General features: G+C 62.4%; 19 protein-coding genes. 11 read left to right on the top strand and 8 right to left on the bottom strand.

Annotated features, from left to right (window positions below; all coding sequences use genetic code 11):
• Positions 1–177: 177 nt before the first annotated feature.
• Both ACIP6G_RS10160 and ACIP6G_RS10155 read left to right on the top strand, forming a co-directional pair.
• Entirely contained in the window at positions 178–1,200 is a 1,023-nt protein-coding gene (locus ACIP6G_RS10160; protein WP_208294242.1) for a LacI family DNA-binding transcriptional regulator, read from the top strand.
• A 98-nt stretch (positions 1,201–1,298) separates the two neighbouring features.
• Entirely contained in the window at positions 1,299–1,451 is a 153-nt protein-coding gene (locus ACIP6G_RS10155) for a hypothetical protein (RefSeq protein ID WP_400289809.1), read from the top strand.
• 99 nt (positions 1,452–1,550) lie between these two features.
• On the opposite strand, the gene ACIP6G_RS10150 is transcribed toward ACIP6G_RS10155, so the two are convergent.
• Positions 1,551–3,335 carry a plasmid pRiA4b ORF-3 family protein gene (locus ACIP6G_RS10150; protein ID WP_400289808.1) on the bottom strand — a complete coding sequence of 595 codons (1,785 nt, stop codon included), beginning with the start codon at positions 3,333–3,335 and terminating at the stop codon, positions 1,551–1,553.
• Positions 3,336–3,548: 213 nt separating this feature from the next.
• Here ACIP6G_RS10150 and ACIP6G_RS10145 point away from each other — a divergent pair, with 213 nt between their 5' ends.
• From ACIP6G_RS10145 to ACIP6G_RS10135, 3 genes are all read left to right on the top strand, one after another.
• Entirely contained in the window at positions 3,549–4,247 is a 699-nt protein-coding gene (locus ACIP6G_RS10145; RefSeq protein WP_400289806.1) for a maleylpyruvate isomerase family mycothiol-dependent enzyme, read from the top strand.
• Positions 4,248–4,340: 93 nt separating this feature from the next.
• Positions 4,341–5,447: a CobW family GTP-binding protein gene (locus ACIP6G_RS10140; protein ID WP_400289804.1), complete on the top strand. Its 1,107-nt coding sequence runs from the start codon at positions 4,341–4,343 to the stop codon at positions 5,445–5,447.
• Positions 5,448–5,975: 528 nt separating this feature from the next.
• A complete protein-coding gene (locus ACIP6G_RS10135) occupies positions 5,976–8,651 on the top strand; it encodes a response regulator transcription factor (protein ID WP_400289802.1) in 2,676 nt (891 codons plus the stop codon).
• A 393-nt stretch (positions 8,652–9,044) separates the two neighbouring features.
• Here ACIP6G_RS10135 and ACIP6G_RS10130 read toward each other — a convergent pair whose 3' ends face one another.
• The 4 genes from ACIP6G_RS10130 to ACIP6G_RS10115 form a co-directional block, all read right to left on the bottom strand.
• A complete protein-coding gene (locus tag ACIP6G_RS10130; RefSeq protein WP_400289801.1) occupies positions 9,045–9,881 on the bottom strand; it encodes a bifunctional allantoicase/(S)-ureidoglycine aminohydrolase in 837 nt (278 codons plus the stop codon).
• Positions 9,882–9,891: 10 nt separating this feature from the next.
• Positions 9,892–11,145 (bottom strand): DUF6986 family protein, encoded by a 1,254-nt coding sequence (locus ACIP6G_RS10125; protein WP_400289799.1) that lies wholly within the window; start codon positions 11,143–11,145, stop codon positions 9,892–9,894.
• Positions 11,142–12,773, bottom strand: coding sequence for a malate synthase A (gene aceB / locus ACIP6G_RS10120; RefSeq protein ID WP_400289798.1), 1,632 nt, complete (start codon positions 12,771–12,773; stop codon positions 11,142–11,144). Before aceB ends, ACIP6G_RS10125 begins: the two co-directional genes overlap by 4 nt.
• Positions 12,774–12,852: 79 nt before the next feature.
• Positions 12,853–14,238, bottom strand: coding sequence for an NAD-dependent malic enzyme (locus ACIP6G_RS10115; protein ID WP_400289796.1), 1,386 nt, complete (start codon positions 14,236–14,238; stop codon positions 12,853–12,855).
• A gap of 216 nt (positions 14,239–14,454) precedes the next feature.
• Between ACIP6G_RS10115 and ACIP6G_RS10110 the strand changes: the two genes are divergently transcribed.
• Together ACIP6G_RS10110 and ACIP6G_RS10105 are read left to right on the top strand one after the other, a co-directional pair.
• Positions 14,455–15,228, top strand: coding sequence for an IclR family transcriptional regulator (locus ACIP6G_RS10110; RefSeq protein WP_400289794.1), 774 nt, complete (start codon positions 14,455–14,457; stop codon positions 15,226–15,228).
• Positions 15,229–15,381: 153 nt separating this feature from the next.
• Positions 15,382–17,103, top strand: coding sequence for a 3-ketosteroid-delta-1-dehydrogenase (locus tag ACIP6G_RS10105; protein ID WP_400289792.1), 1,722 nt, complete (start codon positions 15,382–15,384; stop codon positions 17,101–17,103).
• 60 nt (positions 17,104–17,163) lie between these two features.
• Here the strand turns inward: ACIP6G_RS10105 and ACIP6G_RS10100 are convergent, their stop codons facing one another.
• Positions 17,164–19,017, bottom strand: a complete 1,854-nt coding sequence (locus tag ACIP6G_RS10100; RefSeq protein WP_105656511.1) for an ABC transporter ATP-binding protein — start codon at positions 19,015–19,017, stop codon at positions 17,164–17,166.
• Between the two features lie 444 nt (positions 19,018–19,461).
• Here ACIP6G_RS10100 and ACIP6G_RS10095 point away from each other — a divergent pair, with 444 nt between their 5' ends.
• Positions 19,462–20,979 (top strand): cation:dicarboxylate symporter family transporter, encoded by a 1,518-nt coding sequence (locus tag ACIP6G_RS10095; protein WP_105656512.1) that lies wholly within the window; start codon positions 19,462–19,464, stop codon positions 20,977–20,979.
• A 136-nt stretch (positions 20,980–21,115) separates the two neighbouring features.
• Here ACIP6G_RS10095 and ACIP6G_RS10090 read toward each other — a convergent pair whose 3' ends face one another.
• Positions 21,116–21,886 (bottom strand): SDR family NAD(P)-dependent oxidoreductase, encoded by a 771-nt coding sequence (locus ACIP6G_RS10090; protein ID WP_400289790.1) that lies wholly within the window; start codon positions 21,884–21,886, stop codon positions 21,116–21,118.
• 89 nt (positions 21,887–21,975) lie between these two features.
• Here ACIP6G_RS10090 and ACIP6G_RS10085 point away from each other — a divergent pair, with 89 nt between their 5' ends.
• On the top strand, positions 21,976–22,563 hold the full coding sequence (locus tag ACIP6G_RS10085) for a TetR family transcriptional regulator (protein WP_365945708.1): 588 nt from the start codon (positions 21,976–21,978) through the stop codon (positions 22,561–22,563).
• 13 nt (positions 22,564–22,576) lie between these two features.
• Here ACIP6G_RS10085 and ACIP6G_RS10080 read toward each other — a convergent pair whose 3' ends face one another.
• Positions 22,577–23,173, bottom strand: coding sequence for a TetR family transcriptional regulator (locus tag ACIP6G_RS10080; RefSeq protein ID WP_400289788.1), 597 nt, complete (start codon positions 23,171–23,173; stop codon positions 22,577–22,579).
• A gap of 193 nt (positions 23,174–23,366) precedes the next feature.
• On the opposite strand from ACIP6G_RS10080, the gene ACIP6G_RS10075 reads away from it, so the two are divergent.
• Together ACIP6G_RS10075 and ACIP6G_RS10070 are read left to right on the top strand one after the other, a co-directional pair.
• Positions 23,367–24,395, top strand: a complete 1,029-nt coding sequence (locus ACIP6G_RS10075) for an aldo/keto reductase (RefSeq protein ID WP_365945706.1) — start codon at positions 23,367–23,369, stop codon at positions 24,393–24,395.
• Between the two features lie 75 nt (positions 24,396–24,470).
• Positions 24,471–25,265 carry a carbon-nitrogen hydrolase family protein gene (locus ACIP6G_RS10070; RefSeq protein ID WP_365945705.1) on the top strand — a complete coding sequence of 265 codons (795 nt, stop codon included), beginning with the start codon at positions 24,471–24,473 and terminating at the stop codon, positions 25,263–25,265.
• Positions 25,266–25,377: the final 112 nt, after the last annotated feature.

Below are 25,377 nucleotides of genomic sequence, written 5' to 3'. Positions count from 1 at the left end.
CGTTTCAATCGCTTCGAAATTCGAGTGTAGAGCAGGTCACACTTGAATTGCAAGCGGTTGGTCGAGCGAATGCCGCATTCTTTTGAATCCTTTCAAAAAGCTGTCGGAATTCCAGTTCCCATCCGTGCGCCAGTTATACTCGCAGAAGAACAACTCACCGAAGAACAGGAAAGCTCTGTGGCCGTCAGCGTCAAGGAAGTTGCCGCCGAGGCGGGCGTTTCCGTAGGCACCGTCTCCAACGTGCTCAACCGGCCCCAGGTTGTTTCCGAACACACCGTTTCTAAGGTCACCGCAGCCATCGAGAAGCTCGGCTTTGTCCGCAACGATGCGGCCAGGCAACTGCGTGCCGGCCGCAGCCGGAGTTTCGGGCTCGTCGTCCTCGATGCACGCAACCCGTTCTTCATGGACGTCACCCAGGGCGCCCAGCATCGCGCCCTGGACAACGGCTACACCGTGCTGATGGGAGCCAGCGACAACTCACTGAGCACCGAACAGCAACTGCTGGATCTCTTCGAAGAGCAACGCGTCGCCGGAGTACTCATCTCCCCCTTGCACAGCGACTTGAGCCGGCTCTGGCGGATCCGCGAAGCGGGCACGCCAGTGGTGCTGGTGGACCGCGGAAGTGGCGACCGCAGCTTTTCATCGGTCTCCGTGGACGATGTGGAAGGCGGAAGAATTGCCGTACGGCACCTGCTGGACATTGGCAGAAAGCGGATCACCTTCGTCGGCGGACCGCAGAGCATCGAACAGGTCCAGCACCGTTTAACGGGGGCCCAATCGGTATTGGCGCAAGCCCCGGATGCCGTGCTGGAGCACATGCCTACCAAGAACCTGACTGTGCTGGAAGGACGGGCAGCCGGAGAGCGTATTCTTGCCATGGATCCTGCACAGCGCCCCGACGGGATCTTTGCGGCCAACGACCTGCTCGCGTTGGGCATCCTGCAGGCCCTGGTGATGTCCGGGGAACTCAGCGTTCCCGAGGATATTGCTCTGGTGGGATACGACAATATCGACTTCGCCGAGTCGGCCGTCATCCCGATTACCACCGTGCGCCAGCCAGCAGAAGAAATCGGGCGAACCGCTGTTGACGTCTTGCTGCGCGAAGCAGAAGCGGGCGACCAAGCGGTCCGCGAGCAATTCGTTTTCACTCCCAAACTCGTTATCCGTGCATCGACTGTGGCCCCGAGCCAAGCGCGCTGACGATTACCTTAGGGGTTCCTGAAAAGCGGGTTCTGCAGCTTCTGATGCCCGCCGGTTCTTGCTAGGTTGGCATTCCAAGCAACGAGAGGGATGGATTTATGAGCGAGAACAACCCTGAAGCCCAACTGCACAAGGCAGAGGCCCAAGAGCCCGATACCATTTCCGACCCTGCATTGAATGATGAAGTTGGCCAGGACTGGACCGATGAAGGCGGAGCGACACCGCATGGAGCCGCGCTAGACGACGACTAGGCCAGAGGGCCAACCAGCCGAAAACCAAAAATGCCGGTGGGTTGCCAAGCTTGAAAGCTTGGCAACCCACCGGCATGTTCACTGGCTTGAATCAGCCGCCTAGAACTCGAACTCCAGGTGGGCATTGACTTCGTCCTTGTTGAAATGCCCCGGATCGATCTCGTATTCCTCTTCGTAACCGAGGTTCGAAAGCCAGTCTTGCACTTCCTCGTACTCCGGGTCCGTTGGATCATCGAGAATATCCAGCTTGGCTTCCCAGCCACCGATCCCGCCGCTGTCCTCCATCGGAGCCATGCGCCGGCCGCCGGTGCATCGCGGCAGCTGGCCGCCATCGGCATCCAGGATCTTCTCGACGTCGATGCGCACTTCCCAGTTGTCCCCGAAGTCGTACAGGTAATCCAGGCGGTCTTTTTCCTTCTGCAGCAACGAGGAAACCAGGGTTTCCGACTCGTTCTTCTGGTAGTCCATGTCGTCAATCTCTGGACCATATGAAGTGCCGCCGAAGCCACCCTCGTAGAAGCTGTGCAGGTGCCCGTCGTACCAGTCGAAGCTCGCTTGGATGATGTCGTGCAGGTCGCCAAGGTTCAGATCCATGGGCACCAGCACGCGACGCCAGATCGGCGGCTTGGCGTCCTTGAGGGTCAGCTTCAGCTGCAGCACCTTGCCGGTATACGGCGTTTCGCGCTTCAAGCGTTTCGGCTCGTCATCGTCCGGGCCGAAAATCGCGTCGAGATCGGTGTCGTCGAATTCATCCTCATCGAGCAGGTCCTGTTCAACGTCGGTAATCGCCAGGCGGACGATGGTGGGCACCGAGTACGCTTCACCGTCTTCGATAAGGCCAAGTACGCGCAGTTCATGCATGCGCACATGCGCGGTTTCCCATACCTTTGGCGACCATTGATCATCTCGCGGGTCAGCCACGCGATGCGGGTTGCCTTCGATTCCCTCGACGATCCAGAACGCTGCCAGCCCCCAGGCTTCAAGGCTGGCTTCATCACCGTCTTCCGGCTTTTCCAGCAACGAGTCCAGGCAGGCCTGGATGAAGTAGAAGTTCGGCTCGAAGGAGTCGGCATCTTCATGCTGCATGATGTCTTCGTACGTCACGCCGCGCTCCGGCTTGCCCTGTTCGGGCAGCTTGATGGCGCTGACCGATTCCAGTGCCGAGAGCACGACCGCAACCATCAGGCCCCTGCGCGATTCGTCGACTTCCGGAGGCAGCTGGTCGGCGAGCGCTATTGCGGCCGTTTCCATGAATTCAGGTGCCGGCAAGCTGGCCCACAGATTCTTGCCCTCGGTGAGGGTCCAAGACAAGGAGGCACGACCCAGCTTGCTGATCGGCATGGCGGCTATTTCTGCCAGGGCCGCTTGAGAGGCCTCGTCAGATGCCATGATCTCGTCAATTTCATCGTTTTCATCGATGCCGTCATCATCGGCGAATGGATCCTGGGCTTCCAGCGACTTCCGGAACCACTCCAGGCTTTCGGCCTCGCGCTCCCACAGACCGGCATCGCGCAAGAACTCGACGTAATCCGCCCAGGCCATATAGATCATGGTTCCCAGCCCATTATCGGCGGCATCGGGATTCTCGGCCTCTTCGAATTCAATCATCGAGCTGAGCACTGCCAGCAGTTTGGGCGGATCAAAATCGGTGACCTTGTCCAGGCCCACGACTTCGGCGTAGATGCCCAGGGTTTCGCGCACTGCGGCAAGGACCATCAGGGCCAGTTCTGGGTCATCGCGGTTCTCGGAGAACCAGCGTACGAACTGCGGCGTGAGCGCGTCCAGGCCGCGCCCCACCTTCACCCGGTCCAGGGAGACCACGCCCTCTTGCAGGCGTGCCGGATGCCCCTGCTTGGGCTTCTGCTTCTTCTTTTTCTTCGCCATCGGACTGCTTTCCTGGTCGTTTGCTTCTCCCCCTAGGCTACGTGGCTGCTGGTTCCTGAAGAAGCATGCCTGGCACGTGTTCTGCTGGACAGCTTCCTGCCGTCGCAGCCAGGCACCGCCAGTGCCCACACGGCGCGGATATGAATCGAGTCGCTTTCGATATCTATGGCGTAACCCGTACTGCTGGAGCGCCCGCGTTGGTAGGGTGACTTCATGATCAATACTGCTCGTTTGCACTCGGACATGTCACGGCTCAACCGCGAAACCGCGATGATGTCGGCCACGATCGAAACCCTGTCCACCGAAGAAATGGCCGCTGCCTCGCTGTGCGAAGGCTGGAGCCGGGCGCAGGTCATTGCGCACTTGGCCTCCAACGGCCGGAGCCTGGTCAAGCTCATCGACTGGGCCACCAGCGGAGAACCGCAGGAGCTCTACGCCTCGCGCGAGGCCCGCGACGCGGAGATCGACGAGCTGGCGGCCCTGCCGCGCGAGGAACTGGTCAAGAAGTTCCAGGACGCCGCCGCATACTTCGCCGAGCAGTGCGAACGGCTCAGCGGCGAACTGGCCGTGGAAGAGGTGGACCTTCACGGCAAGATCATTCCGGCGACCTCCATCGTGGCCCTGCGCATCTCAGAGGTGGTCATCCACCACCATGATCTGGATACCGCGTGGACCATCGAGGAAGCCGACCCGGATTCCCAGGAGAACGCCGTCGAGGCCGCCGTGCGGACCATGCGCGTCAAGAACGCTCCGGGCATGACGCTGGTGACCGAAGAGGGCGACGAATGGGTCATCGGCGATGGCGCGCTGAAGGTGCGCTCGGACCGCGAAGGCTTGATCGAATGGCTGGCCCGCGGCCAGGCCCGGCATATCGAGGCCGATGGCCCGATTCCGGTACTGCCTGCCTGGTAACCGCTATCCGGCACGCGTGTCAGCACGCGACAACGGTTGGCGCAACGAGGAGAATGGACTCGGCCCGCTTGTCGAAGTGAAAAGGAGCCGGCATTGATCCCCGTCATCGTGCTCACCGGATATCTGGGTGCAGGCAAGACCAGCCTGCTCAACCGCTTGCTGACCCGCCCGGGCACCCGCGTCGGGGTCATCATCAACGACATCGGCAAGGTCAACGTGGATACCGGGCTGATCACCGGCCAGATCGATGCGGCCGAATCCATTGCCGGCGGCTGCGTTTGCTGCCTGTCCGATAGCAGCGGCCTGGACGAGCTGCTGGAGAAGCTGGGCCAGCCGAAGCTGCGCCTGGATGCCATCATCGTGGAGGCCAGCGGCGCGGCCGACCCGCTGAACGTGGATCGGCTGCTGCGTTTCGGCAAGGCCCACGGGGTACGCTTCGGCGGCATCATCGACGTGATCGACGCGGTGGAGCATGAGCACACCGTGGATACCGCGGCGATGGCCCCGGCCCGCTTCAGCGCCACCAGCATGGCGGTGGTCAACAAGCTGGACCGCATTGCCCCGGAACACCGCGACGCGGTCCTGGCCAGGATCAGCGGACGGATCCGCGAAATCAACCCGCACGTTGCCATCATCCCGGCGTCGCACGCCGCCATAGACCCCGAGCTGGTCTTCGACATCGCCCTGAACGAAGACCCGATCGACGAGTTGCCGTTGGCGGCTGCCTCCCGCCCGCACCACGACCACGAGCATGCTCCTCACGCCAACGCGGTGACGGTGCGCTGCCCCGAAGCGGCGGATCCGGGTGCCCTCTTGGACCTGCTGGAGCACCCGCCGGTTGCGGCCTACCGGCTCAAGGGGCATGTAAAACTGCGCACCGATCGCGGCACGCAGCGTTTCCTGGTCAATATGGTGGGCCGGCAGATCCATTTCGCGAAAGCAACGGCCCACAGCGATCCGGCCAATAACGCGCTGGTCGCCGTGGGAATGAACTTGGACGAGGAAGCGGTTGGCGCGGCATTAGCGGCCGCCTTGGAACCAGTAAGCGACGGTCACTCAGAGCGCGACCTAGTGCGTTTGGAACGGAGATTGATCCTCAGCTCGCTTTCGGCCGGAGCTGGCATAGCCACAGCGAGAGCCGACACCAATACCCATTCCAATCGATACCGTCAACAAAAGAACGACTGCAATGGCAACTAGCCCTCAACCGGGCTTCTGACCTGCACTGCTGCCATCATGTTCAAGTTACACCACTGCCTTACCTAGATTTGAGGACAGTGGTACTTGATTACCTATTTCGAGAAGTTTTCCCATGTCCAAGAGTCATGGTTTCGCTAGGATAACAGGTAGGTTATGCGGTTGACTCTGGGCGTGGGGACGTCTAGGGCCGCGAACTACCGGCTTGGGGGCAGTAGTAGTTTCCGCTTAAACCACTCGCAGGGACTCTGCCACGCGAAGGTGGCAGGGTCCCATCTGTGTTTTGTGATAACCAGCCTCCTAGCGTGTTCGCATCTGCCTCGGCTTGAGAATGCCCTACGGACGACTCGGTATAAGGGATCTGGAGCATGGAGTTCCAGAACATCACGTCACAAAGTGTCGATGTACGGCATCTGAAGGGCGTGTAGCCCTTGTTCAGGATACGATTACCCGTGATTCACGCAGGGGTAGACTTCAATGCACTTCGAGCTTTTCCCGGCAACCATGACGAGTAGATACCGGGAGACTGCTATGAGCGAAATGGCTGTCTCGCCGAACTCTTCTGGGGGCGTGTTGCCTTCCCGTATTGATGCAGCCCAGGCTGCTCTCGAAGCGGCCCAAGACGGCGGCCAGATTTTCGTCGTTGGCGACAGTGGCACAGGTTGCACAACGTTCTCACTGCAGCTTATGGATCGCATTTGCTCCAACTTCAACTGGATCACCGGATCCAAGGCGCTGGCGGCCGTTCCATTCTCCACTTTAAGTGTGTTGGCCGCTCAGCTTTCCGGACCTCCGATAGGCACAACGCCAACAGAACTCGTAACTGGGATTGGCCAGGCAGCAAGAACATCGGTTCTTTGGATACTCCTTGACCGCGCCGAATTTGTCGATGAGCAAAGTGCGGCAGTTTTGCGTCAATTCTGCGTAACAGGCCAGATCCGCCTGCTGATAGCAACGTCCGCAGTTCGGTCGATGCCCGCTGACCTGCAGTCGCTAGTTGCCTCACCTAATTTCTTTAGGGTCGACCTAGCATCCCTCACCTACGATGATGCCGGTGCGGTACTAGCCGGAGTTCTCGGCGGCGTGGTTAATTCCAGCACCATAACCACCCTATTAGAGCATTCGGGCGCACAACCACAGGATCTTCGCGAACTCGCACTCGATGCCCTGGCTACAGGGGCCCTGAGCCTCCAACAGGGATATTGGACACTCAATCGCAGTTGGACCCCTCAAGGCAAAAGAACGGCTGACCTTATCAGCCGTCGCTTGAGCGAACAACCCGGCAATGTCCTAGGCACTTTGGAACTCCTGGCTATTATTGGACCAATCCCATTGGAGATCGCACGCAAGCTCGCCGGGTCTAATATCGACGAGGCAATTGATGCCGACCTAGCGCGAGTTGATCTGCTATCCAGAAATCCGGTGACAGGCGAACGCAAAGAACGCCTAAAGCTGGCTCCTGGATTATCTTCGCAGCTAATTGTCAACTCCCTCAGCAAGTTGTCCTTGCGCAAGCATCTGGAAACGATCAAGAAAAAGCTGTCCTGGGATGAGTTTGATCCTGATGCACGCAGCCAATACACGAGGCACAGACTGGAAGTCGGGATCCAAGTTCCCTCCGGGGAGCTGCTCTCAGACATCGAACAGGCTTCGCAAGCAAGGCAGTTTACCCAGGTGATTTCCTTAACCGACACACTTGACCGCAGCCGAGCCGACTCACCTGACCAATGGGAACGATTAATGGCAGCCAGAGCCGACGCCTTGTATGAACTTGGCATGCCGGAAGCGGCTCTCGCATTGCTTGAAAAGCTGCTACCCGAGGGTTCAGCTGAAATACGTTTTCTCTCAGCCAAGATCGCCTATGCCGGTCTGGGGCGGCTGGAGATGGCGGAGCAGATGCTGGAAACTCGTCCCGGGGATCCTCCCGGAATTGCCGCTTACCTCATGCTGATTCGCTCTCGGGCTAACAAGATTGTCGATCAAGAAAAACTGCGAGAATACTCATCCATGCCCCAGTTGCCCATCGAGAATCGGGCAGCGTTTCTAGCTCACGTCTTTATCGAAATGTCATTCGCAGGCCAGGCAGAAGACGCCATTACCGAGTACGCGCAGCTTTCCTCATCGTCTCAGTGGGAGGAATGGCCTGCGGCAGCCCGCTCGGAACTGCTCTTCTCATTCCCTGCCATGGCTTTTGCGCTAGGTTTGAATCCCGCTCATTTCCACGATACTTCAGTGGGTGCTGAGCTGGAACATGCCAATGTCGATCACGCTAACGTGCTCGTGAGCATAGGCATGGGATATCTCGAATCTGGCATGGCTGCCCAGGCGCTAGCAACCTTGGAACAAGCAATTGGACTACTCTCTGTTGGAGATCGATATCTCGTCAAGGGATATGCGGCGGCCTTAGCTGCCTACGCTTCGATTCTTATTGGCGACAAGTCCAAGGCCGCACTCTATCTGGGTCTATACCGAGCTGAGCCAGATGTTTCAGGTCAGATCCTAAGGCCGATAGCAGAGCGTTGCCTTGTCTCCGTCCTCGCAGCACTCGGCAGCAGGCAAGCGGCTGAGCAGCATCTGCACGAACAGCTTTCGCGGGCAATGTCGTTTGGACGAAAGAACCTGGCCATGCGCCTGCTGCTTGAAGCGTGGCAGTGCGGATTACACACCGACCCTGCGAAATTGTCGGAAATCGCCCAGCAGGTACAAGGACCTCTGGCAAAGATTCTGGCTGGCTACACGGAGGCGCTTGAGAACCCTGCAGAATCTAACGTAGGTCCGTTAGTGACAGCACATCTTGCGGCGGGGCAGCAGCTACTCGCTGCCCAACTAGCTGCGGCGGCCTCACGACGCGCCCGGGATCTAGGGCGTCGTAAGGCCGCCGCATACCTATTTGCACTCTCAATTGAAATTTCCCAGACGCTAGGATCAGTAAATACACCAGCGCTAGGCCGCGCGCTAGTCGATGACAAAGTCCTGACCTCCCGTGAATACGAAATTTGCGCGCGTGCCGCCGCAGGGTCAAGCAATCTAGAAATCTCGAGTGAACTTTTCCTCTCCCAACGCACAGTTGAAGGCCACCTGCAGCGAGCTTACGCTAAATTAGGTGTTACCGACAGGCGCCAGCTTCTGCTCGGCCCAGGAACCATTGAGCTGGGGGAGCCGCCTCATGCCGATAGGTCCCCTGCACGCGAGAGCAGCGCACGCTAACCTGACTATCATTGGACACTCGCCATTCACGAGCATGGTGAAATCTGTTGCTCGCTGACAGGAGGCCTACTGCTCCGACAATGTTGCTGGTGCGCGGAGGAGCCCGTAGCTGCCAGCGTTTCTATCCCTGACAGAGTGCGCCTGAACACCTGAATCTGCACGCAACAGCCAAGCAAAACGGCCATCGAGTTGCCTTCAGCATCCTGGCAATGCAACACGTGACGGGGTCCCGCGAGCAGGTCGCAGCCGTCCAGATTCATTCTCCCCCGACTGCAAAACACAGGGAGTAGACGCTGTCCAGTCCCATAGTTCTCCTAGGCCGGGGCTTCACTCGCTGCCTGGGCGGAATACTTTGCCGCTGAGCCGGACAGCCAATCTGGCTCCAGCACCGGGCTACAGCTTGATCTGGCGGTTCTGATCCTTGTAGAGCAGGTAGCGGAAGTTCTCCGGGCCGCCGGCGTAGCAAGCCTGCGGGCAGAAGGCGCGCAGCGACATGTAGTCCCCGGCCTCGACCTCGACCCAGTCGCCATTCATCCGGTACACGCCCTTGCCTTCCAGCACGTACAGGCCGTGTTCCATGACATGGGTTTCGGCGAACGGGATGGATGCGCCCGGTTCGAAGGTCACGATATTCACGCCGAAATCGAAGGCCACGTCGTTGGGATCGAGCATGCGGGTGGTGCGCCACTTGCCATCGGTGCCCGGCATCGGGCCAGGTTCGATGTCGCGCTCATTGCCCACGACCGGGCCCGGCGCGGCGACGCCGGCCAGGACTTCGTAGCGCTTGCGCAGCCAGTGGAAGCTGGTGGTCTCGGTGCCGTCATTGCGGGCGGACCAGGTAGCGCCGGCTGGCAGGTAGGCGAAGCCGCCGTCCACCAGCACATGCTCGGTGCCCTCGATGAGAAGGGTCAGCTGCCCGGTGAGCACGAAGATGAATCCCTGCACCTGGGCCTGCGGCTCCGGCTTGGTGGCGCCGCCGCCCGGGGCAACTTCCACGATGGCTTGGGAGAAGGTGGTGGCCCCGCCGGCGACCGGGCGGTTGAGCACCCAGGCACGGGTGTTGGTCCACTCGGGGAAGACGCTGGTGACGATGTCGCGCAGCACGCCCTTGGGGATCACGGTATAGGCCTCGGTGACGATGGCCCGGTCGGTGAGCAGATCGCTCTGCGGCGGGTGGCCGCCGAAGTCCGAGTAGTACGACGAGGAGTTCTGGATGGCTGGAACAGTCATGGTGTTGTCCTTAGGCGTGGGAGCGGTTCAAGGCGATCGCCTCGAGTTCGGGCAGGGTGATCTGGGCTAGTTCGGTGACCTCGTCGGCGCTCACCGCACCGCAGGCCACCCCGCGGTGGATGTAGCGGGCCAGGGCCCGTGCGGTGGCCGGCTCGTCCATGATGGCCGAGTTGATCTGGTGGACGTAGTTGCGCAACCGGGTTCCGGCTGCCTGCAGGCCCTCGCGGAAGAAGGCGAAGGTGGCCAGGTAGCGGGTGACCAGCTGGTTCTCGTGCATGTCCCAGCCCTGGTAGATGCCGCGGGACAGGTGGCGGGAGACCAGGCGGGCGTGCAGTTCCCAGGCGGCCGCAATGTTCTCCGGGTCGCCGGCCGGGATGATGTTGGTGGAGCCGTCGGACAGTTCCACCCCGGTGCCGGCCACGGCCACCTGCATGACGTCCTTGGCGAAGTCCGCTACCGGGTGCTCCATGGACTGGTATCCGGCGGCCACGCCCAGCGACGCGGAGTAGTCGTAGGTGCCGTAGTGCAGCGAGGATACCCGGCCCTTGCCCGAGGCGATCAGCTGGGCCACCGGATGGGTTCCGTTGGCGGCCAGGATGACCTGCGGGGTTTCCACCTGCACTTCGAAGCGGATGCGTCCGGCTTCCAGCCCGTGGGCTTCTTCCAGCTTCTCGGCCAGGTAGACCATGGACTCGACCTGGGCCACGGTGGTCACCTTGGGCAGGGTCAGGCGCAAGCCCTCGGGCAGCGGACCGTTGGCCACAAGCCGGGTGATGAACAAATCCAGCGTGCGGATCCCGCGTGCCCGGGTGGGTGCTTCAAAGCATTTGAAGCGGATGCCGATGCAGGCCGGGGCCTTGCCGGCGGCCACCGCGGCGGATACCGAGTCGGCCGCGGCAAGCACTGCGGCGTCCTCCTCGGCATCCGTGCGGTTGCCGTAGCCGTCCTCGAAATCGAGGCGCAGATCTTCGATGGGTTCGCTTGCCAGCTTCGCGCCAACCAGTTCCGCCAAGCGCTCTGGTTCGGCCAGCTTGAGCTTGGCCGCCAAGGCGGATAGGCCAATCAGCCCTCCGGCAGTGGCTACTGCATTGTGGCCCCAACGTTCTGGGAGGTCCGCGGTGTACTTGTCCCCGGGGACGTACACGGTATGGATCGGCTGGCGGGCTCCGGTATCCCCCGGGTAGGAGGTTTCCAGCAGCCGGTCGGTGGCGGCCAGCTTTGCTTCTACGCTGGCAAGCGTGGACTCATCGAAGGTGTTGCTCATGGCTTGGTCACGTATTCCTTTTCCAAGAGTTCGTAGGCTGGGGTGGTGAGGAAGTCCGCGAAATCCTCGTCCTTGCCGCTGGTCAGTTTCGCGATCAGTTCCGCTGCCGGCTGGTAGTAGGCGTTGAAGTGCTCTTCATTGTCGACCTCCGCGCGCAGGCGTTCAACCTCTTCGGCGAGAATGCCAGCAACCAGTTCGGCGGTGATGGTGTTGCCGGTGTCGGCGGCGACCACCTGGTTGCGGATCTGCTGCCAGATCTGCGAGCGCGAGATCTCCGCGGTGGCGGCGTCTTCCATCAGGTTGTGGATGGCGACCGCGCCGTTGCCCGAGAGCCACACGGCCACGTAGTTCACTGCCACGTAGAGGTTGGCGCGCACGCCGGCCTCGGTGACATCGCCAGGAGCGCTGGCCACGTCCAGCAGCTGGGCCGCGGTGACCTCGACTTCCGGGCGCTGGCGGTCGATCTGGTTCGGCTTCTCGCCGAGCTTCGCGTCGAAAATCTCCTTGCACAGCTCAACCAGGTCCGGGTGGGCGACCCAGGAGCCGTCGAATCCGTCGTTGGCCTCGCGGGACTTGTCCTCACGGACCTTGTCGAAGGCGGCGGCGGTAACTTCTGGTTCGCGGCGGTTCGGGATGAACGCGGCCATGCCGCCCATGGCGAAGGCCCCGCGCTTGTGGCAGGTCTTGACCAGCAGCTCGGTGTAGGCGCGCATCATCGGCGCGGTCATCGATACGGCCGAGCGGTCGGGCATGATGAACGCTTCGCCGGCTTCGCGGAAGGTCTTGATGATGGAGAACAGGTAGTCCCAGCGGCCCGCATTCAGGCCAGAGGCGTGCTCGCGCAATTCGTAGAGGAATTCCTCCATCTGGAAGGCGGCCGGGATGGTCTCGATGAGCATGGTGGCGCGCACGGTGCCGTGGGCGATGCCCAGCTCGGCCTGGGCGAAGGTGAAGACCTCGTTCCACAGGCGCGATTCCAGGTAGTGCTCCATCTTCGGCAGGTAGTAGAACGGGCCCTGTCCCGATTCGGCGAGCACCTTGGCATTGTGGAAGAAGTGCAGGCCGAAGTCGACCAGTGCACCGACCGCCGGCTTGCCGTCGATGAGCACATTGTTCTCCGGCAGGTGCCAGCCGCGGGGGCGGACCACCACGACCGCGCGCGGGGCGTCGGTGCGCAGCGCGTAGGACTTGCCGGTTTTCGCATCGGTGAAGGCCAAGGTGCCCCGGGCGGCGGCCGAGAGATTGGAGATCGCATCGATGACATTGAACCAGCTCGGAGTGGAAGCATCTTCCAGGTCGGCCAGCCAGACCTTGGCGCCGGAGTTCAGCGCGTTGATGGCCATCTTGGCCGGGGAGGCCGGGCCGGTGATCTCCACGCGGCGGTCGCGCAACGCCTCTGGGGCTTCGGCGACCTTCCAGTCGCCGGTGCGCACGGATTCGGTCTGCGGATCGAAGTCGATGGACTTGGCATCGGAGAACTGCTGGCGGCGCACGCCGCGTGCGGCCAGCAGCTGATCGCGGGTGCCGGCGAACTTCTGGTGCAGCTTCTCGATGAAGGCCAGCGCTTCGCCCGAGAGGATCTGCTGGGCATCGGCGGCGTCGGGGATGCTAGTGATTTCAATACTCATGGGTTGTTCCTTAACCTCTTGTGCTCTGTTCCAATGAAGGGTGCGTTGACATGCACCCTAGGGTCTTGCTGCGCAGCACCTACTTGGCGGCGGCTGCGTCCTGCACTGCCATGGCCACATCGGAGGCGACCTGTGGGTCGAATACCGACGGGATGATGAATCCGGGGTTCAGCTCTGATTCGCTGACCCGCGCGGCAATGGCGTCCGCGGCGGCCAGGAGCATGGCGTCGGTGATCTCGGTGACGCCTGCATCCAGCAGCCCGCGGAAGAAACCTGGGAATGCCAGGACGTTGTTGATCTGGTTGGGGAAGTCGCTGCGCCCGGTGGCGACCACCGCCGCGTGGCGGCCGGCCAGTTCCGGGTCCACCTCGGGATCCGGGTTGGCCATGGCGAAGACGATGGCGCGCTCGTTCATGGCGGCGATATCGGCTTCGTCCAGCACGTTCGGGGCCGAGACGCCGATGAAGACATCCGCGCCGGCGATGGCTTCTTTCAGGGTGCCGGTGAAGTTCTGCGGATTGGTGTTTTCCGCCAGCCAGGTGCGGTGCGCATCGGCGTAGGCTTCGTTGCGGGTGATCGCGCCATTGCGTCCGCAGGCGATGATGTTCTGCGCGCCGCGGGCCATGAGCAACTGGATGATCGCGTTGCCGGCCGCGCCGACCCCGGAGACCACGATGCGCAGGTCCTCGATCTTCTTGTCCACGACCTTCACCGCGTTGAGCAGCGCGGCCAGGGTGACAATTGCGGTGCCGTGCTGGTCGTCGTGGAAGACCGGGATGTCCAGCTCTTCGCGCAGCCGGGCCTCGATTTCGAAGCAGCGCGGGGCGGCGATGTCTTCGAGGTTCACCCCGCCGTAGACCGGTGCCAGCGCCTTGACGATCATGATGATCTCCTCGGTGTCCTGGGTGTCCAGGCAGACCGGCCAGGCATCGACATCGGCGAACTGCTTGAACAGCGCCGCCTTGCCTTCCATGACCGGCAGGGCTGCGGCCGGGCCGATATTGCCCAGTCCCAGCACGGCCGAGCCGTCGGTGACCACGGCGATGGTGTTGCGCTTGACCGTCAGGTTGCGGGCATCGGCAGGGTTCTCGGCGATGGCCATGCAGACGCGGGCGACACCCGGGGTGTAGGCGCGGGAGAGGTCATCGCGGTTGCGCAGGGCGACCTTGGGGGTCACCGAGAGCTTGCCGCCAAGGTGCATCAGGAAGGTGCGGTCCGAGACGTTGCGCACGCTCACGCCATCGAGGCTATCGAGCGTCGCGCGCACGGTCTCGCCGTGGGCCACGTCGGTGGTGTTGCAGGAAACGTCCACCACCATGTGGGTGTGGTTGGACTCGGTGACATCCAGGGCCGTGATGTGCGCGCCGGCCGAACCGACCGCGCCGGCCAGCTCGCTGGTCGCGGTAATCGACGCAGGTGTCTGGACGCGAAGCGTGAGTGAATATCCCGGGCTTGGTGCTGCCATCTGATCCTCCTGTAAAAGTTTCCGTATAGTGGATACTATTATCCTCAAAATGAAAATGCAAGAGTGTTTTGTGGCGCCCAGCACGATTTTTTGCCGAGTTAATATCGGATCGTGGAAGAAAAGCCTGATTCTGCGCTATTCTTGGGACTAGGATTTCGCATCGTAGAAGTAATGCGCAGCCCTCTTCCGAAACCAGTGCCTTTATTAGGAGCAAAGATGACGCAGACTTCCAGCAAGTCCACCACCGGCGGCGTCCAGTCCGTCGAACGTGCTTTCGAGCTCCTGGAAGTCATCGCCCGTGCCGGCGGCGAAGCGGCGCTCAGCGAGCTTGCCGCCGATACTCCCCTGCCATTGCCCACCATCCACCGCCTGCTGCGCACCCTGGTCGGCGTGGGTTACGTGCGCCAGCTGCCCAACCGCCGCTATTCACTGGGTCCGCGGCTGATCCGGCTGGGCGAGGTAGCCAACCGCCAGCTGGGCGCCTTGGCCTCCCCTGCGCTGAAGGACCTGGTCGCGAAGCTGGGCGAATCGGCGAATATCGCGGTGCTCGACGGCGACATGGTCACCTACATCGCCCAGGTGCAGTCAGCCCACTCGATGCGCATGATCACCGAAGTCGGACGCCGCGCCATGCTGCACAATTCCGGGGTCGGCAAGGCCGTGCTTTCGGTGCTGGATGACGAGCGCGTGCAGCGTTTGGTCTCGCAGGCGGGCATGCCCCCGAAGACCGCGAACACCATCACCACCCTGGGCAAGCTGTTCACCGATGTCGAGGCCACCCGCGAACGCGGCTACGCCATCGACGAGGAAGAGCAGGAACTAGGGGTTCGCTGCATCGCCGTGCCAGTACCGGGCGCGCCAACGCCGATGGCCATCTCGGTTTCCGGGCCGGTGACCCGCGTTGACGAGGCCTTCATCGACAGCGCGGTGCCGGTATTGCTGGAGGCGGCCCGCGAACTGGGACGCCAGCTGGTGGCAGCGGCGGACTAGCCGCGCCGGATCTTCCTGCCCGGTCGGACAGGCCGGCGCACCGTGGATGCAAGGTGTCCCTCCCAGCGGGACTGGGCCCCCGCACCACCAGCGGCTCGGCTAGCGTGGGCTGACGAAAGGGCTGAAGCCCGGCACCGCGCAGAGGAGTCCGACATGGCATCGAAAACCGTTCTTGCACCCGTCACTATCGATCAGCATGAAGTCGACCTGCTGGTCATCGGATCCGGCACCGGGCTGGCCACCGCGCTGGCTGCCAAGGAACTCGGCCTCAACGTTGCCGTGGCCGAAAAAACCCAGTACGTGGGAGGCTCTACCGCCCGCTCGGGCGGAGCCTTCTGGATTCCTGCCAATACGGTGCTCAAGCGGGACGGCGCCGTCGATTCCCTGGAGCGCGGCGAAAAGTACATCGCATCCGTCGTGGAAGGATCCGGCCCGGCCGAGCGCTGGAAGGCCTTCATAGAATCCGGCGACGAGACCGTCAAGATGCTCGAGCGCATGACCCGGCTGAGCTTCTTCTGGTCCAAGGGCTACTCCGACTACCATCCCGAATTGCCAGGCGGCAGCGCTGCGGGCCGATCGGTCGAGTCGCGCCCCTTCGACTTGAACAAGCTTGGCGACCAGCTGATCCGCTTCCAGCCAGCCACCATGTCCGCCCCCATGCCGATGCCAGTGACCGGTGCGGACTACAAGTGGATGAACCTCATTGCCAAGGCCCCGCACAAGGCCTTCCCGCGCATCGTCAAGCGCCTCATCCAGGGTGCCGGAGGGCTGTTGATCGGCCGTAACTACAGCGCCGGAGGCCAGGCCATCGCCGGCGGCATGTACGCCGGGGCGCTGGATGCAGGCATTCCCATCTGGACCGAAGCGAAGCTGGTCGATCTCGAATTCAGCGATTCGGCGGTCACCGGAGCGGTCCTGGAACAGGGCGGGGAACGGGTGAGCGTGCGCGCCAAGTACGGCGTGGTGCTGGCTGCCGGCGGCTACGACCATAATATGGCGATGCGCCAGCAGCACCAGAGCCCGTCGCTGGTCGAGGACCTGAGCCTGGGCGCCAAGGGCAACCACGGCGACGCCATTGCGTTGGCGCAGCAGCACAACGCCCAGCTGGCGAGCATGCAGCAGTCCTGGTGGTTCCCAGCCGTTGCCCCGCTCAAGCCCGGATCCTCGCCCAAGATCCTGCTCGCCGAGCGTTCGCTGCCCGGATCGTTCATGGTGGACCAGTCCGGACGCCGCTTCATCAACGAGTCCACCGACTACATGAGCTTCGGCCAGGAGATCCTGCGCCGCGAGGCGGACGGCGACCCGGTTGGATCGATGTGGCTCATCTTCGACCAGGCCTACCGCGACAGCTACATCTTCGCCGGACAGTGCTACCCGCGCATGGCCCTTCCCGAGTCCTGGTACAAGGCCGGGGTGGCCCACAAGTCGTCGTCAATCAGCGCCCTCGCGGGCAAGATCTCTGTCCCCCCGCGGGTTCTGGAACAGACCCTGGAGGCGTTCAACGAGGGCGCCGGAACCGGCATCGACGACCAGTTCCGCCGCGGCGAGTCCGCCTACGACCGCTACTACGGCGATCCGACCCAGAACCCGAATCCGAACCTGCGCGCGCTGGAAGGCAAGACCTACTACGCGGTGAAGATCGTGCTCTCGGACCTGGGTACCTGCGGCGGCGTGATGACCGATGCCCATGGCCGCGCACTGGACACATCCGGCGAGGTCATCCAGGAACTCTATGCCCAGGGCAATACCGCCGCGAACATCTTCGGCAATGTCTACCCAGGTGCCGGAGCCACCATTGGGCAGGGACTGGTCTTCGGCACCATCATCGCCACCCATGCCGCGCAGAAGGCAGGCGAACTGGTCGCCAGCGCTTAGCTTTCGACGGTTCCGGGACCGGCCGCGCCGGCCAAGGCCTGGCGCTCAGGGCCAGACGTGCTACTGCGCGAACTGGGTTTCGTGCAGCTCGCTATAGCGCCCGCCGAAGGCCAGCAGCTCGCTGTGGGTTCCGCGCTCGACGATGCGCCCGCCCTCCACGACCAGGATCTGGTCCGCCGAGCGGATGGTCGACAGGCGGTGGGCAATGATCAGCGCCGTGCGGTCTGCCAGCGCCTCGCCCAGCGCCGCCTGCACCGCCGCTTCATTCGACGAGTCCAGGGCCGCCGTCGCCTCATCCAGGATGACTACCTGGGGTGCTGCGAGCAGCAGACGGGCAATGGTCATGCGCTGGCGTTCGCCACCGGAAAGCCGGTAGCCCCGCTCGCCCACCACGGTATCCAGGCCATCGGGCAAGGAAGCGATCACCGGCTTCAGCCGGGCACGCTCCAGCGCCTCCCAGATCTGCTCTTCGGTCGCTTCGGGCCGGGCCAGCGTCAGGTTGGAGCGGATGCTCTCGTGGAAGAGGTGCCCGTCCTGGGTCACCATGGACACCGTCGAACGCAGCGAATCGAGCTCAAGCTGGCGGATATCCTCGCCGGCCAGTTCAACACTGCCCGAATCCACGTCGTACAGGCGCGCCAGCAGCGAGGCGATGGTGGACTTGCCCGCACCCGAGGAGCCCACCAGCGCGTAGGTTTGGCCCGCGGGGATCTCGAAGTCGATATCGTGCAGGACCTCTTCGCCGCCGCGGGTGTCCAGGATGGCTACTTCTTCCAGCGAAGCCAGCGAGACCTTGTCGGCGCTCGGGTAGGAGAAGCTCACGTGGTTGAATCTCACCGGCACCGCCCCGGCCTCAAGTCGGCGGGCGTTCGGGGCATCGGCAATCAGCGGCTCCAAGTCCAGCACCTCGAAGACGCGGTCGAAGCTGACCAGCGCGCTGGTGATTTCCACGCGCGCGTTGGCCAGTGCGGTCAGCGGCGTGTAGAGGCGGGTGAGCAGCATGCCCAGGACCACCACGTCGCCGGCGGCCAGATCGCCACGTACCGCGTACATGCCGCCCAGACCGTAGACCAGGGCGAGTGCCAGGGCAGCAACCAGGGTCAGCGCGGCGACGAAGTAGAACTGGCGCATGGCCATCTTGACGCCGATATCCCGCACCTTGCCGGCACGCAGCGCGAACTGCTCGGACTCGTCCTTGGGACGGCCGAAAAGCTTGATCAAGGTGGCGCCGGGGGCGGAGAAGCGCTCGGTCATCTGGTTGCCCATGGTCGCGTTCAGGTCCGCGGATTCACGGCGCAGCAGGGCCACGGACCTGCCGAAATGGCGGGCGGGCAAGAGGAAAATCGGCAGCAGCACCAAAGCGATCAGCGTGACCTGCCACGAGGTGGTGAACATGACCGCAGCGGTGAGCACCAGCGCCACGGTATTGGAGACCAGCCCGGAAAGGGTTCCGGCGAAGGCGGATTGCGCGCCGATGACATCGTTGTTCAAGCGGCTGACCAGCGCACCGGTCCTGGTGCGCGAGAAGAATGCCACCGGCATTTTCTGCACATGGTCGAAGACCGCGGTGCGCAGGTCATAGATGATGCCCTCGCCCAAGCGCGAGGAGAACCAGCGGACCACTACGGACACCACCGCATCCAGGATCGCGATCCCCGCCATGACCAGAGCCAAGTTGATGATCGTCCGCACCCCGGATTGCGCGACGACTTCGTCGACCACCCGTCCGGCGAGCACCGGGGTGATCACGGCCAGGACGGCGGCGAAGATGGAGAAGACGACGAAGACCAGCAGCCGGGACTTGTAGCTGGCTGCGAACTTCAGCACTCGCTTAGGCGTGGTTGGAGCGTAGGCCTTGCCCTTGTCTCCTGACAGCTTCCATAGCGAATGCCAGGCGGCGCTTTCCATGCTCATAAGTGAGTGCTCTCAATCCTGCTGGAAGTAATCGGTGGGTTCCACCTTTGTCCATGATCCCAGTAAGCCATCCGCGACTTCCAGGGAGGGTCAGCTTACGGCGGCCAGCCCGGGCGACACAGCCCGATTGCCCGACGCGCAATAACCGGGATCCCTGCATCAAGAACAGCGGTACCCCCGGGTTCATTCCTCGCCGGCCCCGCGCGGCACAGCACGAGCCCCCGATGGCGCGTGACACGCCCAACGCTGCCGCCATCGGCACAGCGGTACTCGGAGCTAGATAAATGCCTATCAAACACGGATTAATTCCATAATCCAGAAGGAATCCATTCCGCATAACGAAATTATCTTTTTTCATTGCGGAATATTGTGACGTGCCTTACAGTTGACACCATCCAAGCCACGGGCACATACCTCGGAGCGAGTCCATCCTCAGGAGCAGCCATGAAAATCAAATCCGCAGACGACTTCCGGGTCGCTGAGCCAACCCCCAAGAAACCTTTCTACACTTCCCTGTTCTTCCAGCTTGGCGTCGCAATCGTCGCCGGCGTCTTGATCGGCCACTTCCTGCCGAAGGTCGGATCCGAGTTGCGCCCGCTGGGCGACGGATTCATCATGCTGATCAAGATGATCATCGCCCCGCTGATCTTCCTGGTGATTGTCACCGGCATTGCGGCGGTGGGCGATGTCAAGGCAGTGGGACGCGTTGGCGTCAAGGCATTGGTCTACTTCACCTGCGCCACACTCTTCGCCCTGGTCTTCGGCCTGATCATTGCCAACCTCTTCCAGCCAGGCGCCGGGTTGAACATCGACCCGTCATCCCTCGACGCCGGGGCCATCGAAGAGAAATCCGGAGAGGCCAAGGGGGCCGCCGACTTCATCCTGGGAATCATCCCGGTCAGCGTCATCGGCGCCTTCGCGGATAATAATTTGCTGCAGGTGTTGTTCTTCTCGGTCTTCTTCGGCGCAGCCATCGTGGTGGTCGGCCAGGAACGCTGCGCACCACTGCTCGCGGTGTTCGAGAACGTCCTGGAGCTGATCTTCAAGGTCATGAGCTGGGTCATGCGGGTCGCACCCCTGGGTGCCTTCGGCGCCATGGGCTTCATCATCGGCCAATACGGCATCGAGACACTGGGCACCTATGCGAAATTGATTCTCGCCTGCTACGCCGCGGCCCTGCTGTTCATCGGCATCCTCTTCCTGATCGCCTGGGGATTTGCCCGGGTTCCGCTGTGGCAATTCATCAAGTACACCCGCGAGGAATTCCTGCTGGCCCTGGGCACCGCATCAACCGAGTCGGTGATGCCTCGCATCATGACCAAGCTGACCAACGCCGGATGCTCCCGCGCCACCACCGGCTTGGTGGTCCCGACCGGATATTCCTTCAACCTCGACGGTGCGGCCATCTACTTGTCCATCTCGCTGCTGTTCCTGGCCCAGGCGTTCGGCCACAATCTCAGCTTTGGCCAGCAGCTTGCCGCCCTGGGCATCCTGCTGCTGACTTCCAAGGGCATGGCCGGCGTCCCTGGATCCTCGTTCTTGGCCCTATCGGCGACGGCAGCCGCCCTGGGCATCTTCCCGGTGGCCGGCGTGGCCCTGTTGCTGGGCGCGGACCGCATCATGGATTCGATGCGCGTTGCCGTGAACCTGCTGGGCAACTGCGTGGCCACCTTCGTGGTCGCCAAATGGGAAGGGCAGTTCGACCGCGAGGCAATGAAGCGCGCCTTCGCCGGGGAAATCACCAATGAGGACTCGGCCCGCATGCTCGGACGCGATGAGGAATGGGAAGCCATGGAGGCCGAACGCGTAGCCAACGGCGGCCAGCCTTCACCGAAGTTCGGCGGTGGCCCCACCCCGGAGGCCCTGCTCAAGTTCGATATGAGCCCGGCAACCGAAGCCGAAGCAGCTGCGGCCACGCAAAAAAGCTACCCCGATGAGGAACGCGCAGAAGCGCGCAGCTGAGTCAGGCGGTTGCCGCACGGAAAACTGCGGGGACCTTGAGAGCTAATCGGCCGGGGTGCACTGGAGCTTTCCAGTGCACCCCGGCCGATGGCCGTTCCACCTGCTGGCAGGGAAACTCGTCTCCAGGCAGGCCTTGCTAGATGGCGCTCCAGCCGATATCTGAAGCCAGGACCACGCCGTTGATGTTGGTGCTGTCCTCGCTGAGCAGGAAGGTGATCGAGGCGGCGAGCTGGCTTGCGGTAGCCATGCCCGGAATGATGCCCATCAGCGGAGGGATTACCTGCTGGGCAAATTCGGAGGCCATTGGAGCCTCGATATTGGTCTGCACCGCACCCGGAGCCACTGCGTTGAAACGCAGCCCCTTCTTGCCGTACATGACAGCCGAGTTCTTGGTCATGCCGATGACCGCGTGCTTCGAGGCCGTGTATGCGACGCCGGCGGCCGAGCCGCGCAGGCCAGCTTCCGAAGCCACATTGACCACGTTGCCCTGGCCGGCCTCGAGCATCAGCGGGACCACCGAACGGGTCAGCTTCAGAACGGAATTGACGTTCACATTCATGACCCGTTCCCAGGTCGAGTCCTCGATCTCGTGGATCGGCTCGAACTTGTCCATAATGCCGGCGACGTTGGCCAGCGCATCGATCCGCCCCTCGCCAGCTGCCACTACCTGGTCCACTACCGCTTGGTCGGTGATGTCGCCGGCCACAACGGCAACGTCCAGATCCGGGTTCTCGGCAACAAGCTCATCGAGCCGTTCGCGGCTGATGTCCGCGGCGATCACCTTGCCGCCTTCCTTGGCCACGCGCAGCGCGGTGGCCTTGCCGATGCCCGAACCGGCGCCAGTGACCACCACTGTCTTGCCGGCAAAACGTTCTGCGGTGACCTTTTCCTGCCATGCGTTTTCCATGCCCATAACCGTTCCTTCTGGTTGCCGATGAATTGGTAGTTTCATGTTATGACACACTGTGTCTTAACTCAATGGGCCATAATTGGGATATGCCTGACACCCGAGATTCCGTTGCCACGCACCTGCCTGGGCGCCCGCAGTCCATTGATCCCGACTCCGTGGCCCGCACCGCCCTGGCGCTCTTCGCCAAGCATGGCTATGGCGAAGTCTCGATGGCGCAAATTGCCGAAGAAGCGGGAATCGGACGCAAGAGCCTCTACCGCTATTTCGCTTCCAAGGCGGATTTGGTGTGGGGCGGCCTGCTGGAAGCTTCGGCCATTTCAGACGGCGCCTTCGCCTCGGCGAAGCAGGAGGGCCACGACCTGGTGGGTGCCATGCACGCTGCTGCGGTGGCAGCTTTCGATTCGCTGCCGGATCCGGAGGTCACGCGAGGACGCTTGCGGCTTATCGCGGACCAGCCCGAGCTCCTGGCCCAGGCGTCGATGCGGATGGGCAAGGACAACGAGCGGGTGCTGCGGCATTTCTCGGAAGGCGGGGTCAGCGCGCAGGCGGCGCCCTATCTGGCGCTGGCATTCGGCACGGTGACTTTTGCAGCATGGATCAGCTGGGCGCAATCTGCTGACCCCAGCCCGGAACCGTACTTGGCCGAGGCGATCAAGGTGCTTCGCTTGCCGTAGCCTGTAGCGGTTGCTAGCGCTTCTCCGCCCAGTTGTCATCGATCATGGCGGCGAAGTCGAAGGCTTCGTCGAGGATCTCGCGAAGTGTACTGCCCGCCGTCCCAACCCAACGGATCAGTGCATGGTCGTAAAGGGCCAGACCCAGCAACGCGGCGGTTTCAGCCAGCCGCTGGTTCGCGCAGAACGGCGACAGCGCCTGGGCCAGCGCTACCTGCTGCTCTCGCCGGGATTCCTGCCAGCTGGCCCGGAGCGCAGGGGTGCTCCTGACCAGCTCAATGCGGCCCTGCATCGCCACCGGATCCTGCTCAGCGAATACTACTGCCGATTCAAAGCTGCGGCGCAAAAGCTCCAGCAAGCTCTCGCCCGGATGCGAAGACATGGAGCTGGCCATGTCGGAGAAGTGCGCGGTCATGGAACGCAACGCAGTAACTACCGCGTCCTCTTTTGACGAGAAGTACCGGAAGAACGTGGCACGGGATATTCCGATTGCCTGGGCTGCCTGCTGGGCGGTGACGTTCTCCAGGCCGCGTTCGGCGAACACGGCATAAACCTGTTCCGCCAACTCGACTTTCATCTTTTCGCGCACTCGATCGCGAACCACGCTTCCCATGGCAAGAATTTTACTCTGAGATTCAAGGGCAGAAGTGAGACACAGTCTCTTGATGCTGGTCATTGCCACTTTAGCTACGGTGTGTCGTTTCGCTCGCGGTTCACGGAACTCAATAAATCACGGAACATGATGACCGCTGAATCCTGCTTCGCTAGGCTCAAGAAGAGAGAAACTGACTACTCGAAGGACCACCATGGCACAGCAGATCGCAAACAGCATCGACCTCGGCCAGGGGTTGGAAGCCACCTCGCAGGGTTTTGGTTGCATGTCCCTGAGCGGGCCCTACGGATCGGCCGACGATGCCGAATCCCTGCGCACCTTGAACCATGTTCTTGATCGCGGCGTCACGTTCCTGGATACCGCAAACATCTACGGCGAAGGGCACAACGAAACCCTGCTCTCGCAGGTGCTCAAAACCCGTCGCGGCGAAGTCACCCTGGCAACCAAGGCGGGCATCGTGCGTCCGAAGAATCCGGGAGACCCACGCGCTAATGGCGACCCGGACTTCATCAAGAAATGCATGGATGCGAGCCTGCAGCGGCTGGGCGTAGACCACGTTGACCTGTACTACTACCACCGGGTGGATTCCCGGGTGCCAATCGAGGAGACTGTCGGAGCCTACAAGGAGCTAGTCGAAGCAGGGAAGGCCCGGCACATCGGCTTGTCCGAAGTGACTTCCGAGGAGCTGCGCCGAGCCCACAAGGTGCATCCAATTTCCGCGATCCAGATGGAGTACTCGATTTTCAGCCGGGACATCGAAAGATGGCTCTTGCCAGCCGCCAGTGAACTCGGCGTGGGCCTGGTGACCTACGCGTCGCTGGGTCGCGGGTACTTCACCGGGGAAGTTGATTCCCTGCAGCAGCTTGAAGCCAACGACATCCGCCATAACTTCCCGCGCTTCGAAGCGGCCCGCATGCAGCACAACCATCCATTGCGGCAAGTCATCGCGGAGGTGGCCCAGCGCGAAGGTGTTTCAACCGCCCAGGTGTCACTGGCGTGGGTTTATGAAAAAGCACGCGCATTCAATGTGGCCGTCTCCCCGATTCCGGGGACCCGCTTCAGCACGCACTTCGAGGATAATCTGGGGGCGCTGGATGTCCGCTTGTCCCTGGAATCAATGTCGCAGCTGGATGCCTTGGCTGCCCAGGTGGACGGTGAGCGCCAAAAGGACGTGATGTCGGTGTCCAAGGGCCGTGAAGAGGTGCAGATGGCCCGGATGTAGCTTCGCTGATCGCTACTGCGTAGAGTCGTGAAGGTAGCGCATAGCCAGCAGCTGGCAGCAGGAAAGGACTATCCCATGAGAATCGCTTTGGCGCAGGTTCTGAGCACCGCTGATCCGCAGCGCAATCTGGTAACAGTGCGCGATCATGCGCGCCGGGCAAAGGAAGCCGGCGCCACGCTGGTGGTCTTCCCCGAGGCCATGCAGGTTTCCTTCGGCCACGATCTCGCCAAGTACGCGCAACCCCTGGATGGGCCCTGGGCTACACTGATCCGCCAGCAGGCACGGGATATAGGCATCACCATTGCCGTGGGCATGTTCACCCCTGGGGAAGGCGGCCGGGTACGCAACACCTTGCTGGTCGCCGGTGAAGGCGTAGATACCCACTATGACAAGATCCACCTCTACGATGCCTTCGGCTATGCCGAGTCGGACTCGGTGACGCCCGGAACTTCTCCGGTGCAGTTCGAGCACGAAGGAACGACGATCGGCTTGGCCACCTGCTACGACTTGCGGTTCCCGCGCTTGTTCACCCGCCATGCGAAGGCTGGTGCAGCGGTCAACATCGTCAGCGCTTCGTGGGGCCAGGGCGAGGGCAAGGCCGAGCAGTGGACCACCCTTGCGCAGGCCCGCGCCTTGGACGCGACGACGTTCGTGGTGGCAGTGGACCAGGCTGATCCTGAAAGCATTGGACGCAAGATCACCGGTACCGCGCCTTTGGGCGTCGGGCACTCGGTGGTGGTTGATCCGCTAGGACGCATTATTGCCCGGGCCGGTGCGGAACCCGAGCTGCTGGTAGTCGATCTGGATCTCAGCCAGGTCGAGGCCGCTCGCAAGCAGCTGCCGGTGCTGGCCAACGCGGTCGACCTGTAGCCAAACGGTTGGCTCAGCCGTTGAGGCTTGCCAGCCAGCCCATCGCTGGCGCCGGCGGCGAGGATGGGATCCCGGATAGCACTGCGCGCTTCCAGCAGGACCCTTGAGGGGA

The sequence above is a fragment of the Glutamicibacter sp. NPDC088483 genome, assembly GCF_044753145.1.
GTDB lineage: Bacteria > Actinomycetota > Actinomycetes > Actinomycetales > Micrococcaceae > Glutamicibacter.
The sequence above is the reverse complement of the archived record's forward strand: the minus strand, read 5'-3'. Positions and strand labels throughout refer to the sequence as shown.